The sequence below is a fragment of the Bradyrhizobium sp. 17 genome (assembly GCF_023073515.1).
GTDB classification, from domain to species: Bacteria; Pseudomonadota; Alphaproteobacteria; order Rhizobiales; family Xanthobacteraceae; genus Bradyrhizobium; species Bradyrhizobium canariense_D.
On sequence record NZ_JADPJQ010000117.1, the window covers coordinates 189,361 to 215,812 of the forward strand.

Consider the following 26,452-nt stretch of genomic DNA (forward strand, 5'->3'; position numbering starts at 1 on the left):
GAGACTGTTCAAATGGCCTCTGCCTCTCAGGCTGTAGCTTCGGAAGATGTGGCACTCTCGGTGCGCGAACTGACCGTGAGCCTGCCGGCCGGGATGGAGCGGGCTCACGCCGTCGAGAACGTCTCCTTTGATCTGAAGCGGGGTCAGATACTGTGCATCATTGGAGAGTCCGGATCGGGCAAGTCGGTCACAGCCAATGCGATCATGGGGCTTCTGCCCAAGGCGATACGTGTTGCCTCGGGTTCGATCGACCTGAATGGGACCGACATCGTAGCCATCTCGCCCGATAAGCTCCGCAACCTTCGCGGCCGCGTCGTCTCGATGATCTTTCAAGATCCGCTCTCAGCGCTCAATCCGCTGATGACCGTGGGCGCGCAGATCGAGGAAGTGATGGCAGCGCACGACGTTGGGACCGCGAAATCCCGTCGCAGCCGCGCCATAGACTTGTTGGTTGAGGTCGGCCTTCCCGATCCGCAACTCATGTATCACCAGTATCCATTCCGGCTTTCGGGCGGGCAACGGCAGCGGGTGATGATCGCCATGGCTCTGGCTCTTGAGCCCGCGATCCTGATTGCGGACGAGCCGACGACCGCCCTCGACGTGACGACGCAGGCGCAGATCCTCAAACTGATCCGCGACATTCAGCGCCGCAAGGGAATGAGCGTGATGTTCATCACCCATGACTTTGGAGTCGTGGCGGAGATTGCCGATTCCGTTGTGGTGATGGAGAAGGGTCATTGCGTGGAGCAAGGCAGTGCCGAGCAGGTGCTCAAGTCGCCCAGTCACCTCTATACGCGCCGCCTGATCGCGGCCGTGCCGCACCTGACCGGCAAGGACCGCAATCCCTTGGAAGCCGCCGACAGGGCGTCAATCCTGAAGGTCGAGTGTCTGGTCAAGACCTATCGTAGCGGCAGTGCGCTTTTCCGTACGCAGCGCATCGTGCCTGCGGTCAATGGTGTCTCGTTCGATCTCACGCAGGGCCGCACGCTAGGCGTTGTCGGAGAAAGCGGTTCGGGCAAATCGTCGCTCGGGCGGCTGCTGATCAAGCTCATGGAGAGCGACGGTGGCTCGATTTTCTTCGAAGGCCGCGACGTCGCCCGGCTTACCGAGGCCGAGTTTAGGCCGCTAAGGCCAAAAATCCAGATGATCTTCCAGGATCCTTTTGCGTCGCTCAACCCGCGCTCGACGGTCGGGCAAATTCTCACAGTCGGGCCGGTCGCGCATGGCGTGCCGCACAGAGAGGCTGGTGAGCGGGCGCGGGAGCTTCTGTCCCATGTCGGCCTGGATTCAGGCGCCTTCGACCGCTATCCGCACGAATTTTCCGGCGGTCAGCGCCAGCGCGTCGGCATCGCCCGTGCGCTGATGTTCAAACCACAACTGCTGATCGCCGACGAAGCCGTCTCCGCGCTTGATGTCTCGATCCAGGCCCAAATCCTGAAGCTGCTGGATCAGATTCAGCGGGAGACCGGCGTCTCGATGATCTTCATCACGCATGATTTGCGCGTTGCCAGCCAGATTTGCGATGAGATCGCCGTCATGCATCGAGGACAGATCATCGAACGCGGACCGCCGTCGCAGATCTTCCTGGACCCGAAATCCGCCTACACGCGCGAGCTCGTCGCTGCCATCCCCGGCGAGCAGCCAAGGGGCGCTCGCGCGCTCGCGGGAGTCAATGAATACCGGCGGGACACAGCCAAGAACGAGGAGAGGTCATGACGGAAGCCTATTTTGACTCGAGCTATTCACGGCGCAATGCACTTCGATTGATGGTGGCCGGGGCTGCCGGCCTCGCTGCACCAGGCCTGTTGGGTACGCCCGCCTTCGCTCAGAAGGCCCCCGCCAAACCGAGCGGTCGCATCGTCGTCGGACTTGGACAAGAGCCGACCGTCTTCAATCCGCTGATGGCGCACATTGAAGTCGATGATGGTGTGCATTTCTCGGTTTTCGACGCGCTCTTCCGGATCGACCCAAAGGGTGAGATTGAGCCCAACCTTGCCGTCGAAGTACCGAACCAGAAGAACGGCGGCATTTCGGAGGACGGCCTCAAATGGCGCATCCGTCTGCGTGACGGTGTGCGCTGGCACGACGGCAAACCCTTCACGGCCGAGGATGTGAAATTCACCCTCGAACTGATCACCAATCCCGCCTTCCGGAGTTGGCGCACAGCTGGCCATGCCCTCGTGCGCGACATCACGGTGATCTCGCCCACGGAGATCTCGTGGCGAATGGAACAGGTTTTTGCGCCTTATCTTTCGTTCCTGACCGAAACCTTCATCGTGCCCAAGCACATCCTCGAGAAGGAGGCCAATCCAAACAACGCCGCCTTCAACCAGGCGCCGGTCGGCACCGGCGCATTCAAATGGGGTAAGCGGGTTGCAGGCGATCATCTCGAACTCGTGGCTAACCCCGAATATTTCGGAGAAGGCCCACACATCGAGAAGCTGATCTTCAAATACATTCCCGATCTCACCGTCCTCTACACTCAGTTCAAGAGCGGTGATGTGGACCTGATGGGGCAGCCGTACATCACAGCTGATCATTACGAGGAAGCCAAGGCGCTGGCGAACCGAGTGGTGACACTGGTCCCAAAGGCTTCATTCGAGTCCTTTTACCTGAATTTGGAGCGTCCACAGTTCAAGGAACTTGCAGTCCGTGAGGCGCTCTACGCAGCCATCGACAAGGAATCGATCATCCAGGGGCTCTATTACGGCGTGCCGACTCCGACGGAGACCTTCATGCCGAGGCAGTCCACCTACTATAACCCCAATCTTCCGGCACACGCATACAATCTGGACCGCGCGCGCCAGATCCTCGACCAAGCCGGCTGGGCGCCCGGGCGGGATGGCGTTCGTGCCAAAAGCGGCGTCCGTCTGTCCTTTGCCAGCTCGACCACGTCAGGCGATCCGCTTCGCGAGCAGGTGCAGCAGTTCTTGCAGCAGACATTTGCTCAGTTGGGCGTCGAGATGAAGATATCGAACTTGCCCGCCGCGGTGATGTGGGGCGAGTTCTGGCAGCAATCGCAATTCGATTCCGTGATCGTCGGCAGCACGTATCTGATCGGCGCCGACCCGGACGTGACCAATCGCTTGCACTCGCGTGCGATTGCAGCGAAGGGCGGGCGTGGTTCGAATAATGCGCAGTATTCAAATCCAGAGGTCGATGCCTTGCTCGACCAAGGCGCTCGCAGCTTCGATCCGGACGCGCGGCGCTCGATCTACCGTCGCGTACAAGAGCTCGTTCGCCGCGACCTGCCCTTCCTGCCGCTGTACCAGACCAATTCGGTCCAGGGTAACAAGAAGGGCATTTCCGGCGTCGTGCCGAACGTCAACACGCGCACCGAATCCTGGAACGCGCTGGCTTGGTCTTGGGCGAGTTGACGTATCGCCGCCCGAGGCCCGTATAGGCGCAGGGCGGCGCCTAGGCGCTGTCAAGCTAACATGGAGACTCGAATGCCCGGGTTCCTGCTTAATCGCTTTTCGCAAAGCATCGTGCTGTTGGTGATCGTCTCGATCATCGGCTTCACGGTGCTCAACTTCATGCCGGGCGGTCCTCTCGCGCAGTTCGGGCTGGATCCCGGCATGACCCAGAAGGACATTGAGCGACTGGCAGAGCAGCTCGGGCTGAACCGGCCGTTGTGGATTCAGTATTTTGATTGGGCCTGGCGGTTGGTTCAGGGCGACTGGGGTCACTCTTTCCGCGACGGAACGCCGGTGCTGGCGGTGATTGGGCGTCACCTCTTCGCTACGCTGCTGCTGATGGGGACTTCCACGGCACTGGCCATCGCCCTTGGTTCCTGGATCGGGATCCGCGGTGCCACCCACCGCTATTCCCTGTTCGATTATTGCGCGACGATTGGCGCCATGGTCGCGCTGTCGGTCCCGACCTTCTGGTTCGGCCTCGTCGGCATCTATATCTTCACGTTGAAGCTCGGTTGGGTGCCTGCAGGGAACATGTACACGATCGGCGACGGATCGGTGCTGGACTACTTGCATCACCTGATCTTGCCAAGCTTGGTGTTGTCGCTGGTCCATGTCGCGGTCTGGAGCCGCTACATGCGCACCGCGACCCTTGATGCGCTGAGCCAGGATTTCGTCAAGACGGCTCGTGCCAAGGGCCTAAGTGAGCGCCGCATCCTGCTGAAGCATGTCGTCGGCAATGCGCTGTTGCCGATGATCACCCTGGCTGGGGTGCAGTTGCCGAGCATTCTGACCGGCGCGTTGGTCACTGAGACCATCTTTACCTGGCCGGGAATGGGGCGGCTGTTTCTCGACAGCCTCGGCTACAGTGACTATCCGATGGTCATGGGGCTGTTGATATTCTCAGCCATCCTTGTCGTGCTGGGCAATCTCGTCGCAGACATCCTTGTCGCACTCGTCGATCCGCGCATTCGTCTCAGCTGAAGACGCCGGTTCGTGCCGTCAACAGGAGTCCCCCGTTATGACTGACATCTCCGCCCACCTCCCTCCAATTCGCTGGTGGCACAGCCGCGGGGTGCGCCGGTTCATGCGACACCATCTGGCGCTGCTCGGGTTCGCGATGATCGCCCTGCTCGTGTTGGCGTGCGTCGTGGGCCCCTACGCCTTGCCTTACGATTCGCTCTATATAGATCTGCGCGCCCGCTTTGCTCCTCCCTTGAGCGGTCATCATTATTTCGGCACCGACCCGTTGGGGCGAGACTTGGCCGTGCGACTCTTGATGGCCGGGCGTGTCTCGCTACTGGTGGGATTCTCCGCGATGTTGTTGTCAACGCTGATCGGAACGCTCGTCGGCGTGACCGCAGGCTATCGCGGGGGCTGGATCGGAGCCGCGCTGATGCGCACGGTGGATGGCTTTCTTTCCTTCCCCTCGATTTTCCTCGTGCTGGCGTTGGCCGCGACGCTCCGGCCCAGCCCGATGATGATCACTGTCATCATTGCTGTCACGAGCTGGATGGAGGTTGCCAGGATCGTCGAAGCCGAGGTCCGTTCGCTGCGCGAGCGCGAGTTTGTCCAGGCCGCGCGCATGGTCGGTCTGAGCGGCAGGCACATCATGCTTCGCGAAATTCTGCCCAATGCCACGGGTCCGATCATCGTGGCCGCAAGCCTCACCGTCGCCCGTGCGATTCTTCTGGAGGCCTATATCAGTTTCCTTGGTTACGGCATCCAACCACCGCTGCCCAGCTGGGGCAATCTGCTCAACGGCGCCCAGCAATATCTGGCCAGCGCTCCCTGGCTTGCCATCATTCCAGGCGCTGCGATTACGATCGCAGTGACCAGCTTCAACTTCATCGGCGACGGGCTGCGCGATGCGCTTGACGTTAGAGATGACCACATTTGACGGCTTGAGCCCAGGTGGCAGGCAGCGGACAGCGTTGAAGGCTATCCAGCAGAACCTCTTGATAGCGTAGACGTCGCAAGCATCGCGTTGGCTGATCAGAATCCGTCTTGTCAGTAATCCAAGGCCACTTTTAACACACGAGAAGTCAGCGACATGCACGAGCCCAGAGCCGCAGAGAAGGACACGCCCTATTGGTGGGAAGCCGCACCACTTAGGTCGCTGCCTCAACAGACTCTTCCCAAGAAACTTGACGTGCTGATCGTGGGCGCTGGCTATGCCTCTCTTTCGGCCGGGCTGGTGCTGGCGCGCGAGGGACGCTCGGTTGCGGCCTTTGACGCGATGAGTCCGGGCGAGGGAGCCTCGACGCGCAACGGTGGAATAACCAGCGCGAGCATACGGCCGGATTACGCCGCGATCTCCCGACGCTTCGGCGCAGACAAGGCGCTGGCAATCGAGGCGGAAGGCAAGATCGCCCGCGAGTTCCTTTACGATTTCATCAAGACCGAGGGGCTTGCCTGCGATTTCCAGCTGGTCGGGCAGTTCAAGGGCGCGTTCGGATATGAGCAGTACGACACGATGGCGCGTAGCGCGGAAGTATTAGCGAAGAGGCTGCGGATCGAGTCTCACGCCGTACCTTATGCCGAGCAGCACAGCTACATCGGCACCGATGTCTACCGGGGTGGAACAGTCCGGATGGATATCGGAGGGCTACAACCGGCGAAGTTTCACGCTGAACTGCTTCGCGTGGCGCTCGCTTCGGGCGTCGCGGTTCATGCGGATACGCCCGTCATCTCCATCGAGAGAGATGGTTCCGGATTCCGTATCGTGACCTCGGCCGGTTCGGTGCAGGCGCGTCAGGTGCTGGTTTGCACGAATGGCTATACTGATAGCGCCGTTCCCTTCCTGCGCCGCAGGCTGGTCCCGGTTCGCAGCCGGATCATTGCAACCGAGGAGCTCGCACCTGACGTCATGGCGCGGCTGATGCCCAAACGCATGATGATGACCGAGAACCGCCAGGTCGGGTTCTATTACCGCCCATCGCCCGACGGCAAACGTATCCTGTTAGGGGGGCGCGACAGCTCTCGTGTCGGTAACCCGGTGGCTCCAAAGCTCCTGCTGCGCAAGGGGTTGGTGAACCTTTTCCCCGAACTCGAGAATGTTCACCTTTCGCACAGCTGGTTCGGCAATGTGGCGATGAATCGCGACATGCTCCCGCGCATCTTCGAAGAGGACGGTGTGGTTTATGCCACTGGCTTCTGCGGTTCAGGCGTCGTCTGGGCGCCTTGGATCGGGATGCACGCGGCCCACAAGCTGATCGGAAACCACGAACGGGCGCGCACCGCCTTTGACTTCCGTCCGCCGGACTCCATCCCGCTCTATCGTGGCGATCCCTGGTTCATGCCCGCCATGATCTGGGGATATCGGATGCAGGATCGTTTTGCGCTGTGGCGCGACCGCCGCTGACGGCTGGAAACTCCATCGGGCATTCCCAAAGGTACAACTCAGGTCATGGAGCTGGCGGCACTGCCGCCTCTCGAAAGAAGAGCATCGATGCACTACGTATCCACGCGCGGACATTCAGGTCGCAGACAGTTCTGCGAAACATTGCTTGAAGGCCTCGCCGAGGATGGCGGGCTGTACGTACCTGAGACCTACCCGCGTGTGGACGCCGCTACATTGGATGCGTGGCGTGCCTTGTCCTATCCCAGCCTGGCCTTCGAGGTCCTGTCGCTCTACGTCAGCGATATTCCGCCCGCTGACCTGAAGGCAATCTGCGAAAAGACCTACACGCCCGAGATCTTTGGAACCTCGAGCATCGTTCCGCTTCGAAAGCTCGAGACGCGGCTTTACCTCCAGGAATTGTCGAACGGTCCTACGCTGGCGTTCAAGGACGTGGCCATGCAGTTGCTCGGCAATCTGCTCGAGTACGAACTGGCACGGCGGCACGACGAATTGAACATTCTTGGGGCGACCAGTGGCGACACCGGGAGCGCTGCGGAATACGCAATGCGCGGCAAGAAAGGGGTGCGGGTCTTCATGATGTCGCCCCTCGGACGGATGAGCTCCTTTCAGCAAGCTCAGATGTTCAGCCTGCAGGACGACAACATCCACAACATCGCCATAGATGGCGTGTTCGACGACTGCCAAGACATCGTCAAATGTGTGTCCAGCGATCTGGAATTCAAACGACGATATAAGATAGGTGCGGTGAATTCGATCAACTGGGCCCGACTGGTCGCGCAGGTCGTCTATTACTTCTCCGGCTATTTTCAAGTCTCCGAAGGGAGGTCAGCAGGCGTTGACTTTTCCGTGCCTTCAGGAAACTTCGGAAACATCTGCGCTGGTCATGTTGCGCGCATGATGGGACTTCCAATATCCCGTCTCGTCCTTGCGACCAACGAAAACGACGTGCTCGACGAGTTTTTCCGCAGCGGCATTTATCGCGTCAGAAGCCGAGCTGACACGCTTGAAACATCGAGTCCTTCCATGGACATCTCCAAGGCGTCAAATCTCGAGCGTTTCGTGTTCGACTTGCTCGGTCGCGACGCCCGTCGGACGAAATCGCTGTTTGAGAACCAACTTTGGGAATGCGGTTCGTTTGACCTCAGCGGTGATCCCAGCTTCGTAACGGCGGCGGCGCGTTTCGGATTCCGCAGCGGCAGGAGCACTCATGCCGATCGACTGGCGACGATCCGTGACACGTGGGAGCGCTACAACACAATGATCGATCCTCACACTGCGGATGGTGTGACGGTCGGGCGCATGCATGCGAGCCCCGAGACGCCGATGCTTGTGCTCGAAACTGCACAGCCAATCAAATTCGCTACGACGATCAAGGAAGCGTTAGGCCGGCAACCAGATCGTCCGCAACGGTTCGATGGACTAGAAGGGCTGCCGAGGCGAGTCAAAGTCCTTCCCCCGAATGCACAAGCTATAAAGAACTACATTGCGGACATCACGCAGGGTGCAACCTGTTGAAGGGTCGATTCCGGATCGAAGAGTGTTTCAGCCGTGGCTGTATTTACGGTGCTGTCACCCGACGAGGTCGCAGCGTTCGTTCAAGCGCGCTATCGGAGCGATCCGCGGTTGATGCCCGGTATCGTTCCGGGCCATCGGATGCCGGAACGGGATCGCGCTGCGGCGTGGCGAGACGCTGACAGCACATCGTCCCTTCTATCGGATCATCAATGCAATTCCCTGCCGAACTCTGCGTCAGCCTGATCGCGTAATGCTGTCGCAGCCAAGATACGCTGCAATTCGCGGGAACATCGTCAGATGGACCTCGCCGTGTCAGGCACTGACGATTAGTCCGCTAACCCAAGCATGAGACGTCGACGCATCATGGCAACCGAAGCTACCCAAGCCGGAGAACGCGAGATTGAAGACGTGGCCCTAGTCCCTTTCGCGAGAGCGCATCTGAAAGGTGCCTTGAAGCTCTCGCAGGAGATGTCTTGGCCGTATCTGCTCAAGGATTGGGAATTTGCGCTGCAGCTTGGCCGCGGTTTCGTGGTGACGAGTGCGGGTGCTGTGGTGGGGACCGCGCTGTGGTGGCCTTACGGCGACACCCATGCTTCCGCCGGAATGGTCATCGTCTCGAAAGCCGTTCAGGGACGGGGGTACGGGGCCCGGCTGATGGACGCGCTGCTCGCGGCGGCACGACCACGAATCGTCACGCTGAATTCGACCGCCGAAGGCCTTGCGCTTTACGCACGCCGCGGCTTCGCCAGCATCGGCATGCTGCACCAGCATCATGGCGTTCCTGGCCAGGGCCGCGACATGCCGCCGGTCGGAAACGTCAGAGCGATGGTTCCGTCGGACTTCGAGGCCATAGTCGGTCTCGATCACGAGGCCACCGGCTGGATGAGGCGCGAGATGCTGAACCGGCTGATCGAGGTCGGTTGCGGCTATGTCCTGCTGCGTGACGGCATACCCCGCGGCTACGCCATTTCCCGTCTCTTCGGCCGCGGGCATGTCATCGGCCCTGTGATCGCCGAAAGCCCGACCGATGCGCGCGCATTGATCGAGGCCGCGCTCGCGCCCCTCGGGAGTGTTTTCGTCCGGATCGACACCTCCGCCTCCTCGCAACTCGGTGACTGGCTTGGAAACATCGGCCTGCAGAAGGTCAGCGACGCCACCACCATGGTCTTGGGGACGCAGATGCCATGGACCGGGCCGGCGCGCACGTTCGCGGTCGCCAACCAGTCGTTCGGCTAGGAGACCTTGAGATGCAACGCCCCGATATGCGCCGGACGGATAGCCAGAACGCCGCGCCACGCGAGATAACCGCGACGGTCGGCGCACTGGCGACGCCGGCCCTCCTGCTCGACAAAGACCGGCTGGATCGCAATCTCGCCCGTCTGTCCTCTCGTATGGCCGCGGCTGGCGTCGTGCTGCGCCCCCATATGAAAACCGCGAAATCCATCGAGGTTGCCCAGCGCGCCTATCCCTCCGGGCCGGGGCCGATCACGGTCTCCACCTTGGCGGAGGCTGAGTACTTCGCGCAGTACGGTTTCCGTGACGTGACATATGCCGTCGGCGTGGCACCGCACACCGCTGAAAGGGCGATGCGTCTCCGCAAAGCCGGCGTTGACCTTAAGGTGCTGCTCGATTCGCCTGAACAGGCGGCGATGTTGGGCACGGCAGCGCGTGCCGCCGGCGTGACGCCCTCCGCCTTCATCGAGATCGACTGCGACGGCCATCGCGGCGGGCTGACCGCCACCGATCCCAAGCTCATCGCCGTCGCGGCGGCCCTGGCCGAGGCCGGCGTCACGCTCGCCGGCATTCTCACCCATGCCGGCGAATCCTACAGCCTTTGCTCGTCCGATGCCCTCGTCGCGGCCGCAGAGAACGAAAGGGCCGTGGCCGTGGCGGCCGCGGAGACATTGCGGGCGGCGGGGCATGAATGCCCGGTCGTAAGTGTCGGTTCGACGCCGACCGCCCATTTCGCCGAAGGCCTGACCGGCGTCACGGAGATGCGGGCCGGCGTCTACATGTTCTTCGATCTGGTGATGCACGGCGTCGGTGTCTGCACGACCGACGACATCGCGATCTCGGTTCTCGCCACCGTCATCGGCACGAAGCCGGAGAAGGGATGGATTTTGGTCGATGCGGGCTGGATGGCACTGTCACGTGATCGCGGCACCGCGGCGCAGCGGGTCGACCAAGGTTACGGTCTCGTCTGCGATCTGTCCGGCCAACTCTATCCGAATCTGATCGTCGCGCAGGCGAGCCAGGAGCACGGCATCCTCGCCATAAGGTCCAGATCGGCTGCAGCCCTCCCGCATATCCCGATCGGCGCGAAGGTCAGGATTCTGCCCAATCATGCCTGCGCGACGGCGTCACAGCACGAACTTTACAATGTCATCTCGGCGGGAAGTGACGCAATCGAAGCTCAGTGGCCGCGGATGCGCGGCTGGTAGATCTGAAACAGAATCGGGCGGCGATTTGCGCATGCCCAGCTTCCGCTGGTCGGCGTCTATTACCGGATCAAGGATCGCTTCCAATGACCTCGGCCGTTCGACACCTGACGGAAGCCGGCTTCCTCGGCAAATTTTACATCGACGGAGAATGGCGGAAGCCGACAGGGTTGGCGACGGCGATCGTCGTCAATCCGGCGATCGAGCAGCCGGTCGCAGAAATCGCGCTCGGCGATGACGAGGATGTAGACTGCGCGGTCGTAGCCGCGAGAAAAGCCTTTACCGGCTGGTCCCGTAAGCCGGCTGCCGAGCGGGCGGCGCTGCTCGACCGGGTTCACGGTTTGCTTCTCGATAGACTGGAGCTGTTTGCGCAGGCCATCACGTGCGAGATGGGGGCCGCCATCACTTACGCGCGCCGCGCCCAGGTGCCGCTCGCTGCCGAACATATCCGCGTCGCGCGTGACAATCTCGCGACCTATCCGTTCATCGCCACGCGCGGCAGCACCGCGATTATGCGCGAGGCAATCGGCGTCTGTGGTCTTATCACCCCCTGGAATTGGCCCCTCTACCAGATTACGGCCAAGGTCGCTCCGGCGCTGGCAGCTGGCTGCACGGTGGTGTTGAAGCCGAGCGAACTTTCGCCGCTGAGTGCCCTGTTGTTCGCCAAGGTGATGGACGATGCCGGCTGTCCGCCCGGCGTCTTCAACCTCGTCAACGGGACAGGTCCAGTCGTGGGGACCGGTCTGGCGTCGCATCCGCAAGTCGACATGATCTCGATCACCGGCTCGACGCGGGCAGGCGTTCTCGTCGCGCAAGCAGCGGCGCCCACCGTCAAGCGCGTCGCACAGGAGCTCGGCGGCAAGTCACCGAACATCATCTTGCCGGATGCGGATTTGAGCCGGGCTGTTCCGCTCGGTGTCGCCGCCGCCTTCCGCAATCTCGGCCAATCCTGCAGCGCACCGACGCGTATGCTTGTGTCCCGCTCACAGATGGCAAAGGTCGAGATCCTGGCGGCGGCGGCCGCTTCTGAATTGGTGGTCGGCGATCCGCTTGCGGAAAGCACGACCCATGGTCCGATCGCCAACCCGCCGCAGTTCGAGCGTATCCAGGCCATGATCGGCATCGGCCTGGAGGAAGGCGCCAAGCTTGTCATTGGCGGGCCGGGGCGGCCCAACGACCTTCAGGTCGGCCTCTATGCGCGGCCGACCATCTTCTCGAACGTCAATCGCGACATGAGAATTGCGCAGGAGGAGATCTTCGGCCCGGTGCTGTCGATCATTCCCTACGATAGGGTCGACGAGGCGGTCGAGATTGCCAACGATACCGTCTACGGCCTCGGCGCGCATGTGCAGGGCACGGATATTGAAACGATGCAGGCGGTCGCCGGGCAGATCCGGTCTGGTCAAGTTCATCTCAACTATCCCGACTGGGACCCGAACGCACCTTTTGGCGGATACAAGCGTTCCGGAAACGGCAGGGAATACGGCCGCGAGGGCATGGAAGAATATCTCGAGACCAAGGCCGTTCTCGGATTCTATCGATGAAATTCATCTCGGAAAGCGAATCGGCTTCCGCTGACGCGGAAGTGTTTCCGGCGGTGATCGCACACGCGTCGAATCGACGAACACCTTCTCAAGTCGGGTTCAACGCCTGATAGCGCCGAGCCCTTGAGGAGCGCGAAGTTGAATCATTAGATCAGATTGCACTGTTCCTGCAGCCATGAAGCAAGATAGTTCGCTTTCCCAGACAGTTCAGTTTCTCCCGCCCAGATGAGGCCATAGTGGCTTTCGTCCGGATCGAAACCGGCAGGTGCGATGAGCCGCCCTCTATCTACGTCGTCCGTTGCAAGGACCCGCGGGCTGAGGGCAACGCCCAATCCCGCCAATGCTGCTTCGACGATGAGGAAGTGGTGATCGTAGAAGCGTATCTCCGCGGGGCGCCGCACCGACGGGTGGGTGGAAAGCCATCGCGACCAAGCGTCCGCCCGAGTCTTCGAACCTAGGGCGATGTAGTTTCCTGAGGCAAACACCGCTGCGAGCTGAGGGCTCATGACCGGTCCTACCCTTTCAGGAAAAAGGCGCCGGACGTGCCACGCCTCTGGGAGCGCAAAGTCGAGCCGACGTATAGCCAGATCGATCCGATCGCGGCGAAACTCGACGGGGCCGCCGGCGACTGACAGATGTAGAGCGATGTCGGGATGGACGGCCTGAAAGCTTGCAAGCCGTGGAATAAGCCAGCGCATAGCGACTGAAGGCTCGCATGAGAGAACGAGGGAGTTCTGCTGTGCGTTGGCAGCACGCAAGCTCTCAACGGTTGTCGCCAGCTCGGTGAAGAAACGGCCGAGTGTGAGGTTGAGCACTTCTCCAGAGGCAGTGAGACTCAAGCCACGTCCGCTTTTTTCGAAGAGTTTGAAGCCAAGGTCTTCCGACAGTTTGGTGATACGGCGACTCACAGCCCCATGGGTCAAGGCAAGGCTGTTCGCGGCAAGCCGAACCGACCCCAGCCGCGCAGCGGTCTCGAACGCACGCAAGTCGTCCAATGAAGGTATTTCTGATCGCCTCATTGGTGATCTCATATCACCAATGTAGCGCAAAAAATATCGCTTTTTATGTTGAATTTGCTTAGCATAATTGATCCATGCGAACCAATGGCGAATACACAATCGGTATCCTAGCCGACGACCTGACCAGCGCCGCCGATGGGGCCGGTCCGTTTGTCGAGCGCGGTTTGCGAGCCGTTGTCGGCCGACGCCGGCTGCCGCACCAGGAGGCCACGATTGTCGCCGTTGATAGCGGATCTAGATCAGTGCCGGTTTCGCAAGCGGCGCGGCGGCAGTCAGAACTTGCCGAGCAGCTCGCTTCGCGGGTTGTCCTCTACAAGACCGTCGACTCGACTCTTCGCGGGCACGTGACGGCCGAGATGGAAGCGGCCTTCACCGTAAGCGGCCGCAAGATGCTGGTCTTTGCACCTGCGTTCCCTGGCGCTGGGCGTACAACCGTCGACGGCGTTCAGCTTGTGGACGGCATTCCTGTAACGGAGACCGAATACGGTCGCGACCCCGTCCATCCGGCGCGACATTCTCGGCTGGCTGAGCTCGTTCCGGCCTCCATCGGAAGCGTCGTCATCCTTGATGCTGCAACACAGGCCGATCTCGACAAACAAGTTGCGGCCCTGCCGGATCCGGAGTCGATCCTATGGGTGGGCTCTCCGGGCATGGCCCTTGCCCTGGCGAAGCGTCTTGCGCCGCTTGCGGTTGCGTCGGACGTGACCGCCGCGGTTAGTGGCGACATTCTTGTTGCGATCGGCAGCGCCAATCCGCGCAGCCATCGTCAGGCCGACTGCATCGCAATGGAGCCTGGAATCGCTCTGCTGCAGGCTCCGATCGAACGGATGAATGATCCCGGATCCGTCCTGCGCGACATTGCTCAAAATGCGGCTCGACGGCTGGCCGACGAGCGTTTCGATATGGTGATCGCCACAGGCGGGGACACCATGGAGGCGATTCTGGACGGCCTGGACATTTATGAGTTCGAGATCCTGCAAGAGCTCGAGCCAGGCTTTCCGCTTGGCCGCACGTCCCTCGGAGATGGACGAGAGCTGCTGATCGCCATGAAGGCAGGCGGCTTTGGCGACGACGATACGCTGCGTCGTGCGATCACGCGGCTCCGCCTTGGCACCTCGGTATCAGAACTGGTTGTATCATGACCCAATCCGCTCCCCTCGCCGTCACAATGGGCGATGCCTCCGGCATCGGCCCGGAGATCGTGGCGAAGACATTGGCCAAAGCCGGCGAAGGCACGGTCGTATTCGGCAGCTACGTCGTGATGGAGAATATCGTCCATCGTCTGGGTCTCGAGCTGACGGTCAGGCGTATCGCCCGACCTGAAGAGGCGCGCTCTGAGCCGCGGTCCATCGAAGTCGTCGAGGCGACGCAAATCATCGCGCCGCCTCCGCTCGGGAGCGTCAGCGCCATGTCCGGCCAAGCTTCCTTCGATGCCATCGTCGCCGCCGTCGCGGCAGCCAAGGCCGGCAAGGTCAGCGGCATCGTCACCGCACCGATCAACAAGGAAGCGATGGCAAGCGCGGGCATTCGCTATCCCGGGCACACCGAAATCCTCGCCGACTATGGTGGTGCGGAGCGCGTTGCGATGATGCTGGCCAACGATGATATCCGCACGGTTCTCGTCACCATCCACATGTCGCTGCGCAAAGCCATCGACCAAGCGGATTTCGATGCCCAGATGTCGGCGATCCGGCTCGCAAATGAGGGCGGCAAGGCCCTCGGGATCGCGGCGCCGCGCATTGCAGTGGCAGGGCTCAACCCCCATGCCGGCGAAGGTGGTCTCTTCGGCGACGAAGAAATCCAGATCATCCGGCCTGCGATCGAAGCGGCCCGCGCCGAGGGCATCGACGCCAGTGGCCCCTGGCCCGGGGACACTGTCTACATGCAGGCCCGCAAGGGCCGCTTCGATGTGGTCGTGGCCCAATATCACGATCAGGGCCTAATTCCGGTGAAATATCTCGGCCTCGAAAAGGGTGTGAACATCACGCTCGGCCTGCCGTTCGTCCGTACAAGCCCTGATCACGGCACGGCATTCGACATTGCGGGTCGAGGCATCGCCGACACCGGCAGTCTCGAGACCGCGCTGGCTTACGCGCGAAGGCTCGTCGCCGCGCAAATTAAGACCAAAGAAGGGGTAGTCTAATGGGCCTTCGCTTTATCTTCATGCTCACGCGCAACGATCGCACCGTCGGGGACGCCTCTGAACAACTCAAGACCGCCCTGAGGCTTGGCGTTCGCCACATCGGTTTCAAGGACATCGGCCTGCCGATTGATCGACTCAAAGTTCTCAACCGGGTCATCAAGGCAGACGGCGCCACCTCCTATCTCGAAGTCGTCTCACTCGACCGGCAAAGTGAGATCGTTTCGGCGAAAGCGGCGGTTGAAATCGGCGTCAACGTCTTGCTCGGCGGCACACATGTTGACGACGTGTTGCCGATCCTTGCTGGCACCGGCATTCAATACTGCCCCTTCCCGGGTCGCATCACCGGTCATCCGAGCGTGCTCGAAGGGAGCATCGAGGAGATCGTTGAGAGCGCCCAGGCGCTCGCCGTGCGGGAGGGCGTGTATGGCCTCGACCTGCTCGCCTATCGCTCCAAGGAAGACGTCCCGGCCCTCATCAAGGCGGTGTGCGCGGCGGTGCCCAAGCCCGTCTATGTGGCCGGCTCGATTGATACGCCTGAGCGGATCGCCATCCTGAAGGACGCAGGAGCCGCCGGCTTCACTATCGGCACGGCCGCGTTGGACGGCAAGTATCCGGCCGACGACAAGGACGTCGCTCGCCAGCTTGGGGCCATCATCCGTGACGTGGCCGCTCTGAACCGGCATCTCTCGCCGCTCCACAAGAAGAACCTGGCCAGCTCGTTCGGGCAGCTCAAGGAGACTTGGTCTCCGAAGATCGCGGGTCAGATTAACGACATGCAGATCAAGCTCGCCAAGTTCGCGGGCGAGTTCGCCTGGCGCTTTCACAGGAGCGGTGACGAACTCTTCCTGGTGCACAAAGGCCGCCTGCTGATGAAGTTTCGTGATCGGGACGAGATCATCGAGCAAGGCGAGTTCATCGTGGTCCCGCATGGGGTAGAGCATTGCCCTGTCGCGCTGGACGACGTCTGCGAGGTCGTGCTGCTCGAACCCGGCACATCCATGGATGCCGGCACCGCTCACGACCTCGAAGGCTAGACCGTCTGCCTGCGATCGGAGCAAACGCTTGACGCCGTCGACCGGCCTTCGCCGGTCCGGCCTCGATGACCTCAGGACCTGGGAGCAGGACTCCTCCCGCGCCGACTCGGTGAAGACCGGAGTCTGGGAAGCCACGCCTGGCGAGAACCGCTCGATCAAGGGCGAGACCTTTGAGTACTGCCACATCCTTTCCGGCGTGGTGGAGCTGACCGAGGAAGGCAAGGAGCCTCGCATTTTCCGCGCCGGCGACAGCTTTGTGATGAAACCCGGCTATGTCGGCGTATGGAAGACGATCGAGACAGTGCGGAAGATGACTTCGGGCGCCGAAATGGGCTTTGCCGCCGCGCTGGTGCCTTCTCGACGCTCGTGGTTCAGGACATCACTCGTCCCGGTGTCGCCGAGCCAATCGCGACGGTCTGGGTCCATTTTTCTGGGGCATCGAAAAGCGGTCCAGTCTCCGTGGACAAGCAGGTCGCGCCGCCGTTGCGCCGAACTGGGACGATCGCGCTTGAGCAGCTCGTATCGCTCAAGCGCTCAAAAACCCGAACATCTTGCGAAGTCCTAGATGATTTCAGCACATTCTATCGGGCGCCTGATGCGATGAAGGGTTGATCGGAATTTTGCTTCCGCGTTCTTGGCAGCCGAGGTTCGTTGGAACATGTCGCCCCATGTCGAGCGCATTCACAGCGATGAGCGTCTCCCGGCCGAGGCCGATGTCGTCATAGTCGGCGGCGGTATCCTCGGCGCTACGGCCGCCTATTACCTGGCGAAGCGCGGCCTCTCTGTGGCGCTCCTCGAGAAGGGTCACGTCGCCTGTGAACAATCGAGCCGAAACTGGGGTTGGTGCCGGCAGCAGAACCGCGATCGCCGCGAACTGCCACTCTCGGTGATCTCTATGCGGCTGTGGGACGAGCTCACGCGCGATATCAATCGGGACCTCGGATTTCGGCGCTGCGGACTCGTCTATGCGACCCACGACGAGGCTGTGCTCGCCGGCTGGGAAAGGTGGCGCGAGGTCGCCAGGGAGTACGACGTCGACACCCGCGTGCTGAGCCGGGCGGAGGTGGCCGAGCGCGTCCCCGAAGCGCGCGACAAATGGGTCGGCGGGACCTATTCGGCTCGGGACGGCAAGGCCGAACCTGCGCTCGCCGCGCCGGCTATCGCCGAAGGGGCCAGAATTCTGGGCGCCACGATCCACCAGGGATGCGCCGCGCGGGCGCTCGACTTGGCCAATGGCAAGATTGCAGGCGTGCACACGGAGAAGGGCTATATCAGAACCAGCGCGGTGCTTTGCGCCGCCGGCGCCTGGTCCTCGCGCTTCCTTCGGCCGCTCGGGATCAGTTTTCCCCAAGCGAGCATCCGTCAGACCGCGCTGCGTTCCACCCCGACAATCAACATAGGCGAGGCGGTCTCCACACCCTACTGCACGATCACGCGTCGACTGGACGGCAGCTATACGCTTGCGATCAGCGGCAAGGCGAACCTCGAAATCACGCCCCAGGCTATCCGGTACAGCCGGGAATTCATGCCGCAGTTCTTGCGTCGCCTGAAGAACGTCAGGATTGGCGTCGGCCAATCGTTCGTTTCGGGGCCGGATTCAATGACGGCGCTGCTGACCAACGACGATCGGATCTTCGAACAGAATCGCGTGCTGGATCCTCCGCCCTTGAAATGGCTGGTGAGCCAAGTGGTGGCGAGTGTCCGGAAAACCTTCCCCCAACTCGGCGAAATAAAGCTCGGTAGCGCTTGGGGCGGCTTCGTCGATTGCACGCCGGATGCAGTGCCTGTCGTGTCGAAGGTGGACCGGGTGGAAGGCCTCGTCCTCGCAGCGGGCTGCTCGGGTCACGGCTTCGGTTTGGGCCCGGGCCTTGGCTATCTGGCCGCACAGCTTCTCGTCAACGACACTCCTTGCGTCGATCCCGCACCGTTCCGGCTGTCGCGTCTGACCGATGGCTCGAAGCTGGACATCTCGGCCATCTGAAGATCGAGCCGGAAGTCGGGCCTGACGCGTACCGAGCAACGCCAGGTTTGGAGTACTGCGGATGGTTGCGGACGATTTAGAACGGGCTTGAACAGCCTAGTTGGTGCCCCTGGCCGGAATCGAACCAGCACTCCTTGCGGAACTCGATTTTGAGTCGAGCGCGTCTACCAGTTCCGCCACAGGGGCCCTCGGTCGGCCCTAGGCGGGCGTCGCGAAGCCGGCGGACTATAGCCATGGACCAAGCGGGGTCAACCCGCGCCAAAGTGATCCGGGCCGTTCTCGACAGCCGCATGAGCCGGGGTTACAGCCTTGGAAAGCGACCCATCGAAAGGAGGCTGCCGTGACAACCCAGAGTGCCGCAATACCTGCGTTCAAACCGGCGGCCACGACCCCTGCGCTGGCCGCTTCGCTCGCGGTCGCGCTGACGGCAGCCGCGACCATCGCGGGCGCCTGGTTCTTCCAGCTGGTGCTCGGGATTGTGCCCTGTCCGCTCTGCCTGGAGCAGCGCTACGCCTATTACCTCGTGATCCCGCTCGGCCTGCTCATCGCACTCGCGGCGCGGGGCGGTGCGCCGAGACCGCTGCTGCTCGCGGGCCTGGCGATCCTTGCGCTCGCGAGCATCGCCAATGCCGGGCTCGGCACCTATCATTCCGGCGTCGAATGGGGCTTTTGGAAGGGACCGACCGACTGCTCCGGTCCCGTCGTCAATCTCGGCAGCGCCACCGACCTGCTGTCGCGGCTCGACACCGTGAAGGTGGTCCGCTGCGACGAGGTGCAGTGGCGCTTCCTCGGCCTCTCGCTTGCCGGCTACAACGTGCTGATCTCGCTCTTGATGGCTGCGATCGCCGCGTGGGGATTCGTTGCGACGGTGAAGCGCTGAGGCTCAATCATCCACATCGTCCTGCGTCCGGCCGAACAGGTGCACAATGCCCGGCGTCGCGATCGTCACGAAGACGAAGCGCGAGAGGTGATGTGCGCCGACGAAGATCGGATCGATGTGCAGCGTCAGGGCCAGCGCCAGCATGGCGTCCATCGCGCCCGGTGCGTAGGCGACCACGACGTCGGAGAATTTCACCTGCGTGGTGAGCGCCACGATGCCGACGAAGATCGCGGAAACGGCGATGGCGATGGCAAACGAGCCCAGTGCCGCGTTGATGTGGCCGGCGAGCGTCTTGATCCTCATCCGCGCGAAGCGGCTGCCGATCAGGGCGCCGATGCCGACCAGCGCCACGCCGCGTACCCAGTCCGGCAGGCCGCCCTCGACCCAACCGGCGCCATGCAGCACGCTTGAGCCGATCATCGCACCGAACATCCAGCTCGCCGGAAACCTGATCAGCCGCAGGAGGAGTGCCGCGGCCAGCGAGGCCGCGACCAGCTCGACGAGGTCGAGCGGCGAGGCGATCGTCGTCGTCAGCGATGGCGCGACGGAGGGCGCGACGCCGGCGAACGCCAGCACCATCGGCAGGGCCGCGGTGAGGATGATGACGCGCATGGTCTGCACCACCGCGATGCCCGGCAGGTCGGCGCCGCGCTCGACCGCCAAAATCGTGATCTGCGACAGCGCGCCGGGGCTGCCGGCGAGGAAGGCCGAGGTGCGGTCCCAGCCGTGAATGCGCTGGAGATAATAACTGGAGCCGAAGGTCGAGCAGAAGGTCGGGAGCGCGAGCAGCCCGATGGTGAGCGGATAGGCACTGACCTGTTGAAGCAGGTGGCGAGAGACGACTGATCCTAACGAAATGCCGAGCAGCACCAGCACCGTCTGGGTCAGGATCGGCGGCAGCGTCAGCTGGCGACCGGCGATCGCGGCGATCCCTACCGCGATCATGGAGCCCGAGATCAATCCCCCCGGAAGGCCCGCGAGCAGAAACACGAGGCCCCCGGCGGTGCCAATGACGAGCGTTTCCACCGTGCTCAACATCTTGGCACGGCTCGGCCATTCGAACGGCAGGGAGGCGGTGATTTGCTTCACACCACCTTATCGCAAATCAACAAGAGGCGCACAATTGCGGCCACGTCATACCGCAATGCGCGCGCCTCTCGCCGAAGCCGCGAGCAGGGGGGAAGGATTTACTTCTTCTCCGCAGCCGGCGCGGCCATGCCGGCCTTGGCGGTCTTGATGCATTCGGAGCGGAATTTCTTGCGCTCCTTGCCGTGCAGGCCCTTGGCGTCGGCCTGCTTGGAGCATTCGAGCGACTCGGCCGAGTGCTCCTTCGGTGCCTTCTTGTCCATGGGGGCGGCGGTTGTGGTTTTGGTGTCGGTCTTTGCTGCCGGCGCGGCGGTCTGCGCGAAGGCGGTGCCGGTGGCGAGCAGGGAGGCGAGAGCGACGACGGCGAGGCGAGATGTGAGGGTCATGGTGCTGCACTCTTCTTGCGGGAATTGCGAAGGGCGCGAAAGTCGGCTGGCGTTGCTGAACGCGACATGAATAATTGGAACGTGGAGGATCACTATATTTTGGCGGCAGCAGCCATCGCTTCCTTGTCGCGGGCGGGCGGCACGCTAGGATAGCAATCCTCGGTTCACTTCCCTCGGGGGAAGATCAAGGAGGAGACCAAGGATGACCATTCAATCAAAGTTGCTATGTGCAGTTGCGCTGTCGGGCTTTGCCGCGCTGGTGGCAAGTGCGCCGGCGCAGGCGCTGACCTCGCAGGAGTGCAGCGCGAAATACCAGGCCGCCAAGAAGGACGGGTCGCTCGGCACCACGAAGTGGAATGACTTCCGCAAGGCCCAGTGCGGCGCGGACGCGACGCCAGCGGCTGCGCCGACCGCGGCCGCTCCTGCTGCGCCCGCCGCTCCCGCCGAGCCGAAGCAGGCGAAGAAGGAGGCCGCCCCGGCTGCTGCCCCGACCCTGCCGGCCGGCCCCGCGATCTATCCGAACGCGGTCGATCCGAAATACGCCAAGGAGACCCCCGGCAAGGGGCGCCTGCACACCTGCGTCGACCAGTACAACGCCAACAAGGCCACCAACGGCAATGGCGGCATGAAGTGGATCGAGAAGGGCGGCGGCTATTACAGCGAATGCAACAAGAAGCTGAAGGGCGCCGCCTGACGCTTCAAGACGACGCAGAGGCCGGAGCCAAGCTCCGGCCTCTTGCTTTAATCCAGGAGCTTCTCGGCCGATTTTGCCACGAGCTGCGATCGCTTGCGCGGGCCGCGCTCGACGAACAGCAGGCTCTGGCCGAAGATGAAGCAGTAGAACAGGAAGGCCTGCGCTTCGGCTGCCTCGGTATCGAGGCCGGTCGCGCGATAGAGTTCGGCGACGTGCTTCAGCCGCGCGGCGTCCACGTTCGCCACCGCTGCCGCGGCGCCCTCGTCCGAGCGAGCCCATTGCCGGATCGCAAGCTCGATTGCCATCCCGTCCGGATTGAGCCGCTCCGAATAGAGCTGGATCACCGCCCGCAGCCGTTCACGGGGCTCTTGGCCATCGAGACTCGTTTGCTGCGCGATCGCCGTTGAGCGCCCCTCGCGCCAGCGTTCCAGCATGGCACCGAGCAGTGCGGCACGGTCGGCGAAGCGGCGGTAGAAGCCGCCCTTGGTGACGCCCAGATTCTTGGCGAGCACCTCGACCCGAACCCCCTCGACTCCCGATCGGGCGAGCTCGGTGAGCCCTGCCTCGACCCAGACATCGCCTTTGCCGTCACTCATGCAGGCAGCCTCGCCGATTCTTGATACGGTGCCGTATTGCTAACGCGGGAGGAGGTTGATACGCTACCGTATCGACAATCAAAGGCAGAAAAGGCCAGGGAGAATTGCGATGGAGCAGGAGGCGACCTATCGCGGCACGGTCTATCCATGGCAGTGCGATCACGTCGGCCATATGAACATCATGTGGTATGTCGGCAAATTCGACGAGGCCAACTGGAATCTGTTCGCTCGCCTCGGGCTGACGCCGAGCTATCTGCGCGGCTCCGGCCGCGGCATGGCCGCCGTGCAGCAGAACATCACCTATAAGCGCGAGCTGCGCGCCGGCGACATCGTCGAGATCCGCAGCCATCTGCTTGAGATCCGCGACAAATCGATCCGCTTCCGGCACGACATGACCAATGCCGAGACCGGCGAGATCGCCGCGTTCTGCGAGATCACGGGCGTGCACATGGACCGGAGCCAGCGCAAATCGGTGCCGTTCACGGATGCCATCCGCGAGGTGGCCTTGAGGCACCTCGCCGAGAAGGCGGAGGCCTGAGCCATGGCTGCATATGAGCCGAAGAACCCGGGCTATCGCGCGGCTGGCATCGCCATGTTCGACGGCCAGCCGGCGATGCACACGCTCGGTATCGTGATCGTCCGCCTTGCGCCGGGCGAGGCTGAATTAGCCATGCTGCATTCGCCGGCCCTCACACAGCAGAACGGCTTTGTCCACGCCGGCATCATTACCGCAGGCCTCGACAATGCCTGTGGTGTCGCCGCCTTCACCCTGATGCCGCGCGAGGCCGATATCCTCACCGTCGAGTTCAAGACTACGCTGCTCGCGCCGGCACGGGGCGAGCGTTTCGTCTTCAAGGCAGAGGTGGTCAAGCCCGGCCGCACGCTGACCTTTTGCGAGGCCAGGGCGTTTGCCGAGCACGAGGGCAAGGTCACGTTGATCGCCACGATGACCGGCACGCTGATGGCAATGCTGCCCCGCGTTGCCGCTTCCCAAGCGCCGGCCCCGATACCGGCATAGCGTGGCGATGACATCGGCGCCGCGACACTCTATATGACCTGTAACAATTCCCAGTCTCGGACCGTATCCACGGAAATGGGACCGAAATGGAACGAGATATGGCTGGATTCAGGAATAAGAGCCTTGTGCCGACGCGGCGCGCGGCGCTGACGCTGATTGGAGCGGGCGCCCTTGTCGCCGGTGGGATCACCGCGGCGCGGGCGGCAACCGACGAAGACGAGGTGCTGACCGAAGCCAAGGTGCTGCGCGATCCCGACGTTCCCGTGGCCGGCAATCCCGACGGGAATATCAGCATCATCGAATGGTCCGACTATAACTGCCCCTATTGCCGCAAGCTCGAGCCCGAGTTGCGTCAGGTCATCCAGGACGACGGCAAGGTCCGGCTGGTGATGAAGGACTGGCCGATTCTCGGTCCGGTTTCGGTCACGGCCGCGCGGACCGCGCTGGCGGCGAAATTCCAGGACAAATACCACCAGGCCCATGACGCCATGATGGGCGTCAGCTCGCGCCTGACGGAGCCGCGCATCAACGAACTGCTCGCGGCGGCCGGCGTCGACATGGATCGGTTGAAGCGCGATCTCGCCGATCACGCCAAGGACATCGACGCCGTGCTCAAGCGCAACAACGAGCAGGCCGAAGCCTTCGGTTTCCGCGGCACGCCGTCCTTCATCGTCGGCAAATACCGCGTGCCCGGCGTGCTCAGCATGAACGAGTTCGAGCAGGTCATCGCCGACGCCCGCAAGGCCAAGATGAACTGAGCCGAGCGATATTCACCGCGCAATACGAAGGCGCCGCCGCGGACCCGCGACGGCGCCTCATTCATGATACCACATCGTTACTTGGAGGAGATGCGGACCCAGTCCTTGTGCGCGCGATCGCGCAGCGCGTCCCAATCGGCTTTGGCGACATCCCAGTTTACGATGGTGCGATTGGTCGTCGCGACCTCGCCATGAGCAACCGACGACGTCTGCATGGAGTCATAGACATACACGCCGCAGGCAAGCAGCAGCGCGCCCAAAATCATTCCAAGAAACATCCGCATGGCGAAACCTCCGATGACGGGCGATAACGTCGGCCCGGATCGATTGTTCCGCGGCAGTAGGGCGCAGGGAAGGAGAGGTTGTTCATTCTCCATTCAGCCACTGCACCAGCTCCGCGTTGATCTCGCGAGGATAGGTGTGGCTGAGGTCGTCGATCTCGCGATAGGTGACGTCGGCGCCGGCGGCGGCGAGGGCCGCCTGCGTCTGCCGCGCGGTCTGCACCGGAAACATCCAGTCGAGCTTGCCGTGCGCGATGAAGATCGGCAGGCGCTGCAGACGCGCAGCGTCAGCCATTTCGACCCTCAGCGGATGGAAGGTCGCCGACACCGGCGCGAGATGCGTGAAGGGCGAGGCGCCGTCGAGGCCGGTGACATAGCAGAAGGTGCCGCCGTCGCTCATGCCGGTGAGCAGCATGCGCGAGGCGTCGATGGTCCAGCGGCTGCGCACGGTTTCGAGAATGCGCATGAGGTTGGGCGTGTCGGAATCGTCACCCATCAGCGCCCAGGTTGGGCCGGTCGCGGTCGGCGCCACCAGGATCGCACCAAGACTGCGGGCATCGCGCAGCCAGCTCCACAGGAAACCGCGGCCGTTGCCGCTGCCGCCGTGCAACGCCATCACCAGCGGCATGGCGCGATCGGGCGTATAATATTCGGGCACGTAGACCGAAAAGCCACCGCGGCTGCCGGGCTCGTTGTGATCGTGGATGATGCCGGTGTGCGCGTCCGCGCCGGCTTCGAGCCGCGACAACAGGTCGGCATTCTCGCGATTCGCGGCGTTGAGGAAGAAACTGCTGACCGGCGGAAACCGCACGGCCAGCGGATAGAGTGCCTCCTGCGCGCGCGGCACATGACGTAGTGCGCGGAAGACCGCGACGAGGTCGCCATTGCCACGTTCGACCTCGCGCAGGCCGGCAAAGGCGGCGAGCGTCTCGTCGCAGGCACGATCGAGCCGCTCGCGCAGTCCGGTGAACTCCTCCGGCCATTCTCGGATTGCCGCGCGCGCCGTTTGCAACGCCTCGTCGGGAGCGCCAATCGCATTCATCACGGAGCCGAAGGCCGGCGGGTGCAGGTTGCGCTGAAAAAAGGCGAGCGCCTCCAGCGCATTGAGCAGCGGCGGCAGCACGGCCACGATATCGTCAACGACGGCCTCGCTCATCGTCGCTTCCTTGCGTCAGTTCTGATCGTCAGTGCAGCTTCGGCGCCTTCAAGAGCTTGTAGCGATCGGTCGAGGTCACCGTGACGTCGAAGGTGACGCCTTCATGATGTACCGTCAGCGGCACGTCGACGCCGGCAGCGCCGAGGCCCCACAGCTTCTTGTAGAAGCCGGTTTGGCTCGTGACCTTCTCGCCGTCGACCGCGAGGATGACGTCGCCGGTCTTGAGCTCGGCACGGGCGGCGGGACCATTGGCGGAGATCCCGATCACAACCACGCGGTTGTCGATCTCGGTCGAAAACAGTCCGAGCCACGGCCGTGCCGGCTTGTTGACGCGGCCGAATTTGCGCAGATCGTCCAGGATCGGTTTCAACAGGTCGATCGGCACGATCATGTTGACGTGCTCGGCCTTGGCCTCGCGCTCGCGTTCGAGCTGCAGCGAGCCGATGCCGATCAGCTCGCCGCGCTCGTTGAGGAGCGCCGTGCCGCCCCAATTCGGGTGCGCGGGATGGGTGAAGATGGCCTCGTCCAGCAGATATTCCCAGTAGCCGGCGAATTCCTGCTTGGCCACGATCTGGCTCGCGACCGAACGCGTGCGTCCGCCGGCGCCGCCGACCACGACGCGGTCGCCGAGCCGGGTCTCGGCCGAGATCCCGAGCGGCAAGGGGGCGACATCGAGCTGGCCGAGCGCCTGCACCAGGCCAAAGCCGGTGACGGCATCGAAGCCGAGCACATGTCCCTCCACTACGCGCCCGTCTCCGACATGCAGCCACACCGACTCTGCTTCGGTGATGAGGTAGCCGATGGTGAGCACCAGCCCGTCGTCGATCACGACGCCGTTGCCGGCGCGTTCAGTCCCCAGTGTCTCGGCGCTGAAGGCGTCCGGCGGGATGATGGCATGCAGGCCGACGACGGAGGCGAGCGCGCGGTCGAGATCGAAACCGTAATCGCTCGCACGCGGCTGATTGGCCGGTGGCACTCTCCATTCGGTCAGGGCGGGCATGGAGTTCTCCTGGCTGAGAGCATCGCTCCGCCGATTAGCGGAACGACGCGCGAAGCACGGATAATTTAGGCCGGAGGAGGCCGTCTTGAAAGCCTCGTTCCCCAACTATTCCCGAGGCACCGGATGAAATCTTTGAAAGGCGC

The 26,452-nt window shown here is 62.7% G+C and carries 25 protein-coding genes, 1 tRNA gene and 1 pseudogene; 19 read left to right on the forward strand and 8 right to left on the reverse strand.

Going from position 1 to position 26,452, the window contains the following annotated elements:
- The first annotated feature begins 12 nt into the window (after positions 1-12).
- From IVB13_RS25945 to IVB13_RS25985, 9 genes are all read left to right on the forward strand, one after another.
- Positions 13-1,716: an ABC transporter ATP-binding protein gene (locus IVB13_RS25945; protein WP_039798616.1), complete on the forward strand. Its 1,704-nt coding sequence runs from the start codon at positions 13-15 to the stop codon at positions 1,714-1,716.
- Positions 1,713-3,377, forward strand: coding sequence for a peptide ABC transporter substrate-binding protein (locus IVB13_RS25950; protein ID WP_085361104.1), 1,665 nt, complete (start codon positions 1,713-1,715; stop codon positions 3,375-3,377). The genes IVB13_RS25945 and IVB13_RS25950 overlap by 4 nt, the downstream gene beginning before the upstream one ends.
- Before the next feature lie 72 nt (positions 3,378-3,449).
- On the forward strand, positions 3,450-4,400 hold the full coding sequence (locus IVB13_RS25955; protein WP_018453192.1) for an ABC transporter permease: 951 nt from the start codon (positions 3,450-3,452) through the stop codon (positions 4,398-4,400).
- Between the two features lie 37 nt (positions 4,401-4,437).
- A complete protein-coding gene (locus tag IVB13_RS25960; protein ID WP_026232479.1) occupies positions 4,438-5,316 on the forward strand; it encodes an ABC transporter permease in 879 nt (292 codons plus the stop codon).
- Between the two features lie 153 nt (positions 5,317-5,469).
- Positions 5,470-6,780, forward strand: a complete 1,311-nt coding sequence (locus tag IVB13_RS25965; protein WP_026232480.1) for an FAD-binding oxidoreductase — start codon at positions 5,470-5,472, stop codon at positions 6,778-6,780.
- 87 nt (positions 6,781-6,867) lie between these two features.
- A complete protein-coding gene (gene thrC / locus IVB13_RS25970; RefSeq protein ID WP_247360895.1) occupies positions 6,868-8,295 on the forward strand; it encodes a threonine synthase in 1,428 nt (475 codons plus the stop codon).
- 450 nt (positions 8,296-8,745) lie between these two features.
- Positions 8,746-9,531, forward strand: a complete 786-nt coding sequence (locus tag IVB13_RS25975) for a GNAT family N-acetyltransferase (RefSeq protein WP_018453197.1) — start codon at positions 8,746-8,748, stop codon at positions 9,529-9,531.
- Between the two features lie 11 nt (positions 9,532-9,542).
- On the forward strand, positions 9,543-10,736 hold the full coding sequence (locus tag IVB13_RS25980) for an alanine racemase (RefSeq protein ID WP_198293338.1): 1,194 nt from the start codon (positions 9,543-9,545) through the stop codon (positions 10,734-10,736).
- Positions 10,737-10,819: 83 nt separating this feature from the next.
- Positions 10,820-12,277, forward strand: a complete 1,458-nt coding sequence (locus tag IVB13_RS25985) for an aldehyde dehydrogenase family protein (RefSeq protein ID WP_018453200.1) — start codon at positions 10,820-10,822, stop codon at positions 12,275-12,277.
- Positions 12,278-12,423: 146 nt separating this feature from the next.
- On the opposite strand, the gene IVB13_RS25990 is transcribed toward IVB13_RS25985, so the two are convergent.
- Positions 12,424-13,395: a LysR family transcriptional regulator gene (locus IVB13_RS25990; protein ID WP_240543311.1), complete on the reverse strand. Its 972-nt coding sequence runs from the start codon at positions 13,393-13,395 to the stop codon at positions 12,424-12,426.
- Here IVB13_RS25990 and IVB13_RS25995 point away from each other — a divergent pair.
- The 5 genes and pseudogenes from IVB13_RS25995 to IVB13_RS26020 all read left to right on the forward strand — a co-directional run bounded on the left by IVB13_RS25995 (position 13,371) and on the right by IVB13_RS26020 (position 18,454).
- A complete protein-coding gene (locus IVB13_RS25995; RefSeq protein ID WP_026232484.1) occupies positions 13,371-14,438 on the forward strand; it encodes a four-carbon acid sugar kinase family protein in 1,068 nt (355 codons plus the stop codon). The genes IVB13_RS25990 and IVB13_RS25995 overlap by 25 nt on opposite strands.
- Positions 14,435-15,439 (forward strand): 4-hydroxythreonine-4-phosphate dehydrogenase PdxA, encoded by a 1,005-nt coding sequence (gene pdxA / locus IVB13_RS26000; RefSeq protein WP_026232485.1) that lies wholly within the window; start codon positions 14,435-14,437, stop codon positions 15,437-15,439. The genes IVB13_RS25995 and pdxA overlap by 4 nt, the downstream gene beginning before the upstream one ends.
- Complete coding sequence (locus IVB13_RS40495) at positions 15,439-16,473, forward strand: cupin domain-containing protein (protein ID WP_345946341.1); 1,035 nt, start codon at positions 15,439-15,441, stop codon at positions 16,471-16,473. The genes pdxA and IVB13_RS40495 overlap by 1 nt, the downstream gene beginning before the upstream one ends.
- A gap of 73 nt (positions 16,474-16,546) precedes the next feature.
- Positions 16,547-16,786 (forward strand): annotated as a pseudogene (locus IVB13_RS26015) (cupin domain-containing protein); the annotation flags it as partial.
- 345 nt (positions 16,787-17,131) lie between these two features.
- Positions 17,132-18,454 carry an FAD-binding oxidoreductase gene (locus IVB13_RS26020; protein WP_018453207.1) on the forward strand — a complete coding sequence of 441 codons (1,323 nt, stop codon included), beginning with the start codon at positions 17,132-17,134 and terminating at the stop codon, positions 18,452-18,454.
- Positions 18,455-18,555: 101 nt separating this feature from the next.
- Here the strand turns inward: IVB13_RS26020 and IVB13_RS26025 are convergent.
- Positions 18,556-18,640, reverse strand: a tRNA-Leu gene (locus IVB13_RS26025).
- A gap of 154 nt (positions 18,641-18,794) precedes the next feature.
- Between IVB13_RS26025 and IVB13_RS26030 the strand changes: the two genes are divergently transcribed.
- Positions 18,795-19,334, forward strand: a complete 540-nt coding sequence (locus tag IVB13_RS26030; protein ID WP_018453208.1) for a disulfide bond formation protein B — start codon at positions 18,795-18,797, stop codon at positions 19,332-19,334.
- A gap of 3 nt (positions 19,335-19,337) precedes the next feature.
- On the opposite strand, the gene IVB13_RS26035 is transcribed toward IVB13_RS26030, so the two are convergent.
- Positions 19,338-20,423 (reverse strand): AbrB family transcriptional regulator, encoded by a 1,086-nt coding sequence (locus IVB13_RS26035; protein ID WP_247490886.1) that lies wholly within the window; start codon positions 20,421-20,423, stop codon positions 19,338-19,340.
- A 98-nt stretch (positions 20,424-20,521) separates the two neighbouring features.
- Positions 20,522-20,806 (reverse strand): PsiF family protein, encoded by a 285-nt coding sequence (locus IVB13_RS26040; protein ID WP_018453210.1) that lies wholly within the window; start codon positions 20,804-20,806, stop codon positions 20,522-20,524.
- A 202-nt stretch (positions 20,807-21,008) separates the two neighbouring features.
- Here IVB13_RS26040 and IVB13_RS26045 point away from each other — a divergent pair, with 202 nt between their 5' ends.
- Entirely contained in the window at positions 21,009-21,500 is a 492-nt protein-coding gene (locus IVB13_RS26045; protein WP_085361101.1) for a hypothetical protein, read from the forward strand.
- A 47-nt stretch (positions 21,501-21,547) separates the two neighbouring features.
- Here IVB13_RS26045 and IVB13_RS26050 read toward each other — a convergent pair whose 3' ends face one another.
- A complete protein-coding gene (locus tag IVB13_RS26050) occupies positions 21,548-22,096 on the reverse strand; it encodes a TetR/AcrR family transcriptional regulator (RefSeq protein WP_018453212.1) in 549 nt (182 codons plus the stop codon).
- Between the two features lie 109 nt (positions 22,097-22,205).
- Here IVB13_RS26050 and IVB13_RS26055 point away from each other — a divergent pair, with 109 nt between their 5' ends.
- From IVB13_RS26055 to IVB13_RS26065, 3 genes are all read left to right on the forward strand, one after another.
- Positions 22,206-22,634 (forward strand): acyl-CoA thioesterase, encoded by a 429-nt coding sequence (locus IVB13_RS26055; protein WP_018453213.1) that lies wholly within the window; start codon positions 22,206-22,208, stop codon positions 22,632-22,634.
- A 3-nt stretch (positions 22,635-22,637) separates the two neighbouring features.
- A complete protein-coding gene (locus IVB13_RS26060) occupies positions 22,638-23,114 on the forward strand; it encodes a PaaI family thioesterase (protein ID WP_018453214.1) in 477 nt (158 codons plus the stop codon).
- Positions 23,115-23,212: 98 nt separating this feature from the next.
- Positions 23,213-23,872, forward strand: coding sequence for a DsbA family protein (locus tag IVB13_RS26065; RefSeq protein WP_026232486.1), 660 nt, complete (start codon positions 23,213-23,215; stop codon positions 23,870-23,872).
- 77 nt (positions 23,873-23,949) lie between these two features.
- On the opposite strand, the gene IVB13_RS26070 is transcribed toward IVB13_RS26065, so the two are convergent.
- The 3 genes from IVB13_RS26070 to IVB13_RS26080 all read right to left on the reverse strand — a co-directional run bounded on the left by IVB13_RS26070 (position 23,950) and on the right by IVB13_RS26080 (position 26,309).
- Positions 23,950-24,156: a hypothetical protein gene (locus IVB13_RS26070; protein ID WP_018453216.1), complete on the reverse strand. Its 207-nt coding sequence runs from the start codon at positions 24,154-24,156 to the stop codon at positions 23,950-23,952.
- Positions 24,157-24,238: 82 nt separating this feature from the next.
- Complete coding sequence (locus tag IVB13_RS26075) at positions 24,239-25,309, reverse strand: phospholipase (protein WP_018453217.1); 1,071 nt, start codon at positions 25,307-25,309, stop codon at positions 24,239-24,241.
- A 28-nt stretch (positions 25,310-25,337) separates the two neighbouring features.
- Positions 25,338-26,309 carry a S1C family serine protease gene (locus tag IVB13_RS26080; protein WP_018453218.1) on the reverse strand — a complete coding sequence of 324 codons (972 nt, stop codon included), beginning with the start codon at positions 26,307-26,309 and terminating at the stop codon, positions 25,338-25,340.
- Positions 26,310-26,452: the final 143 nt, after the last annotated feature.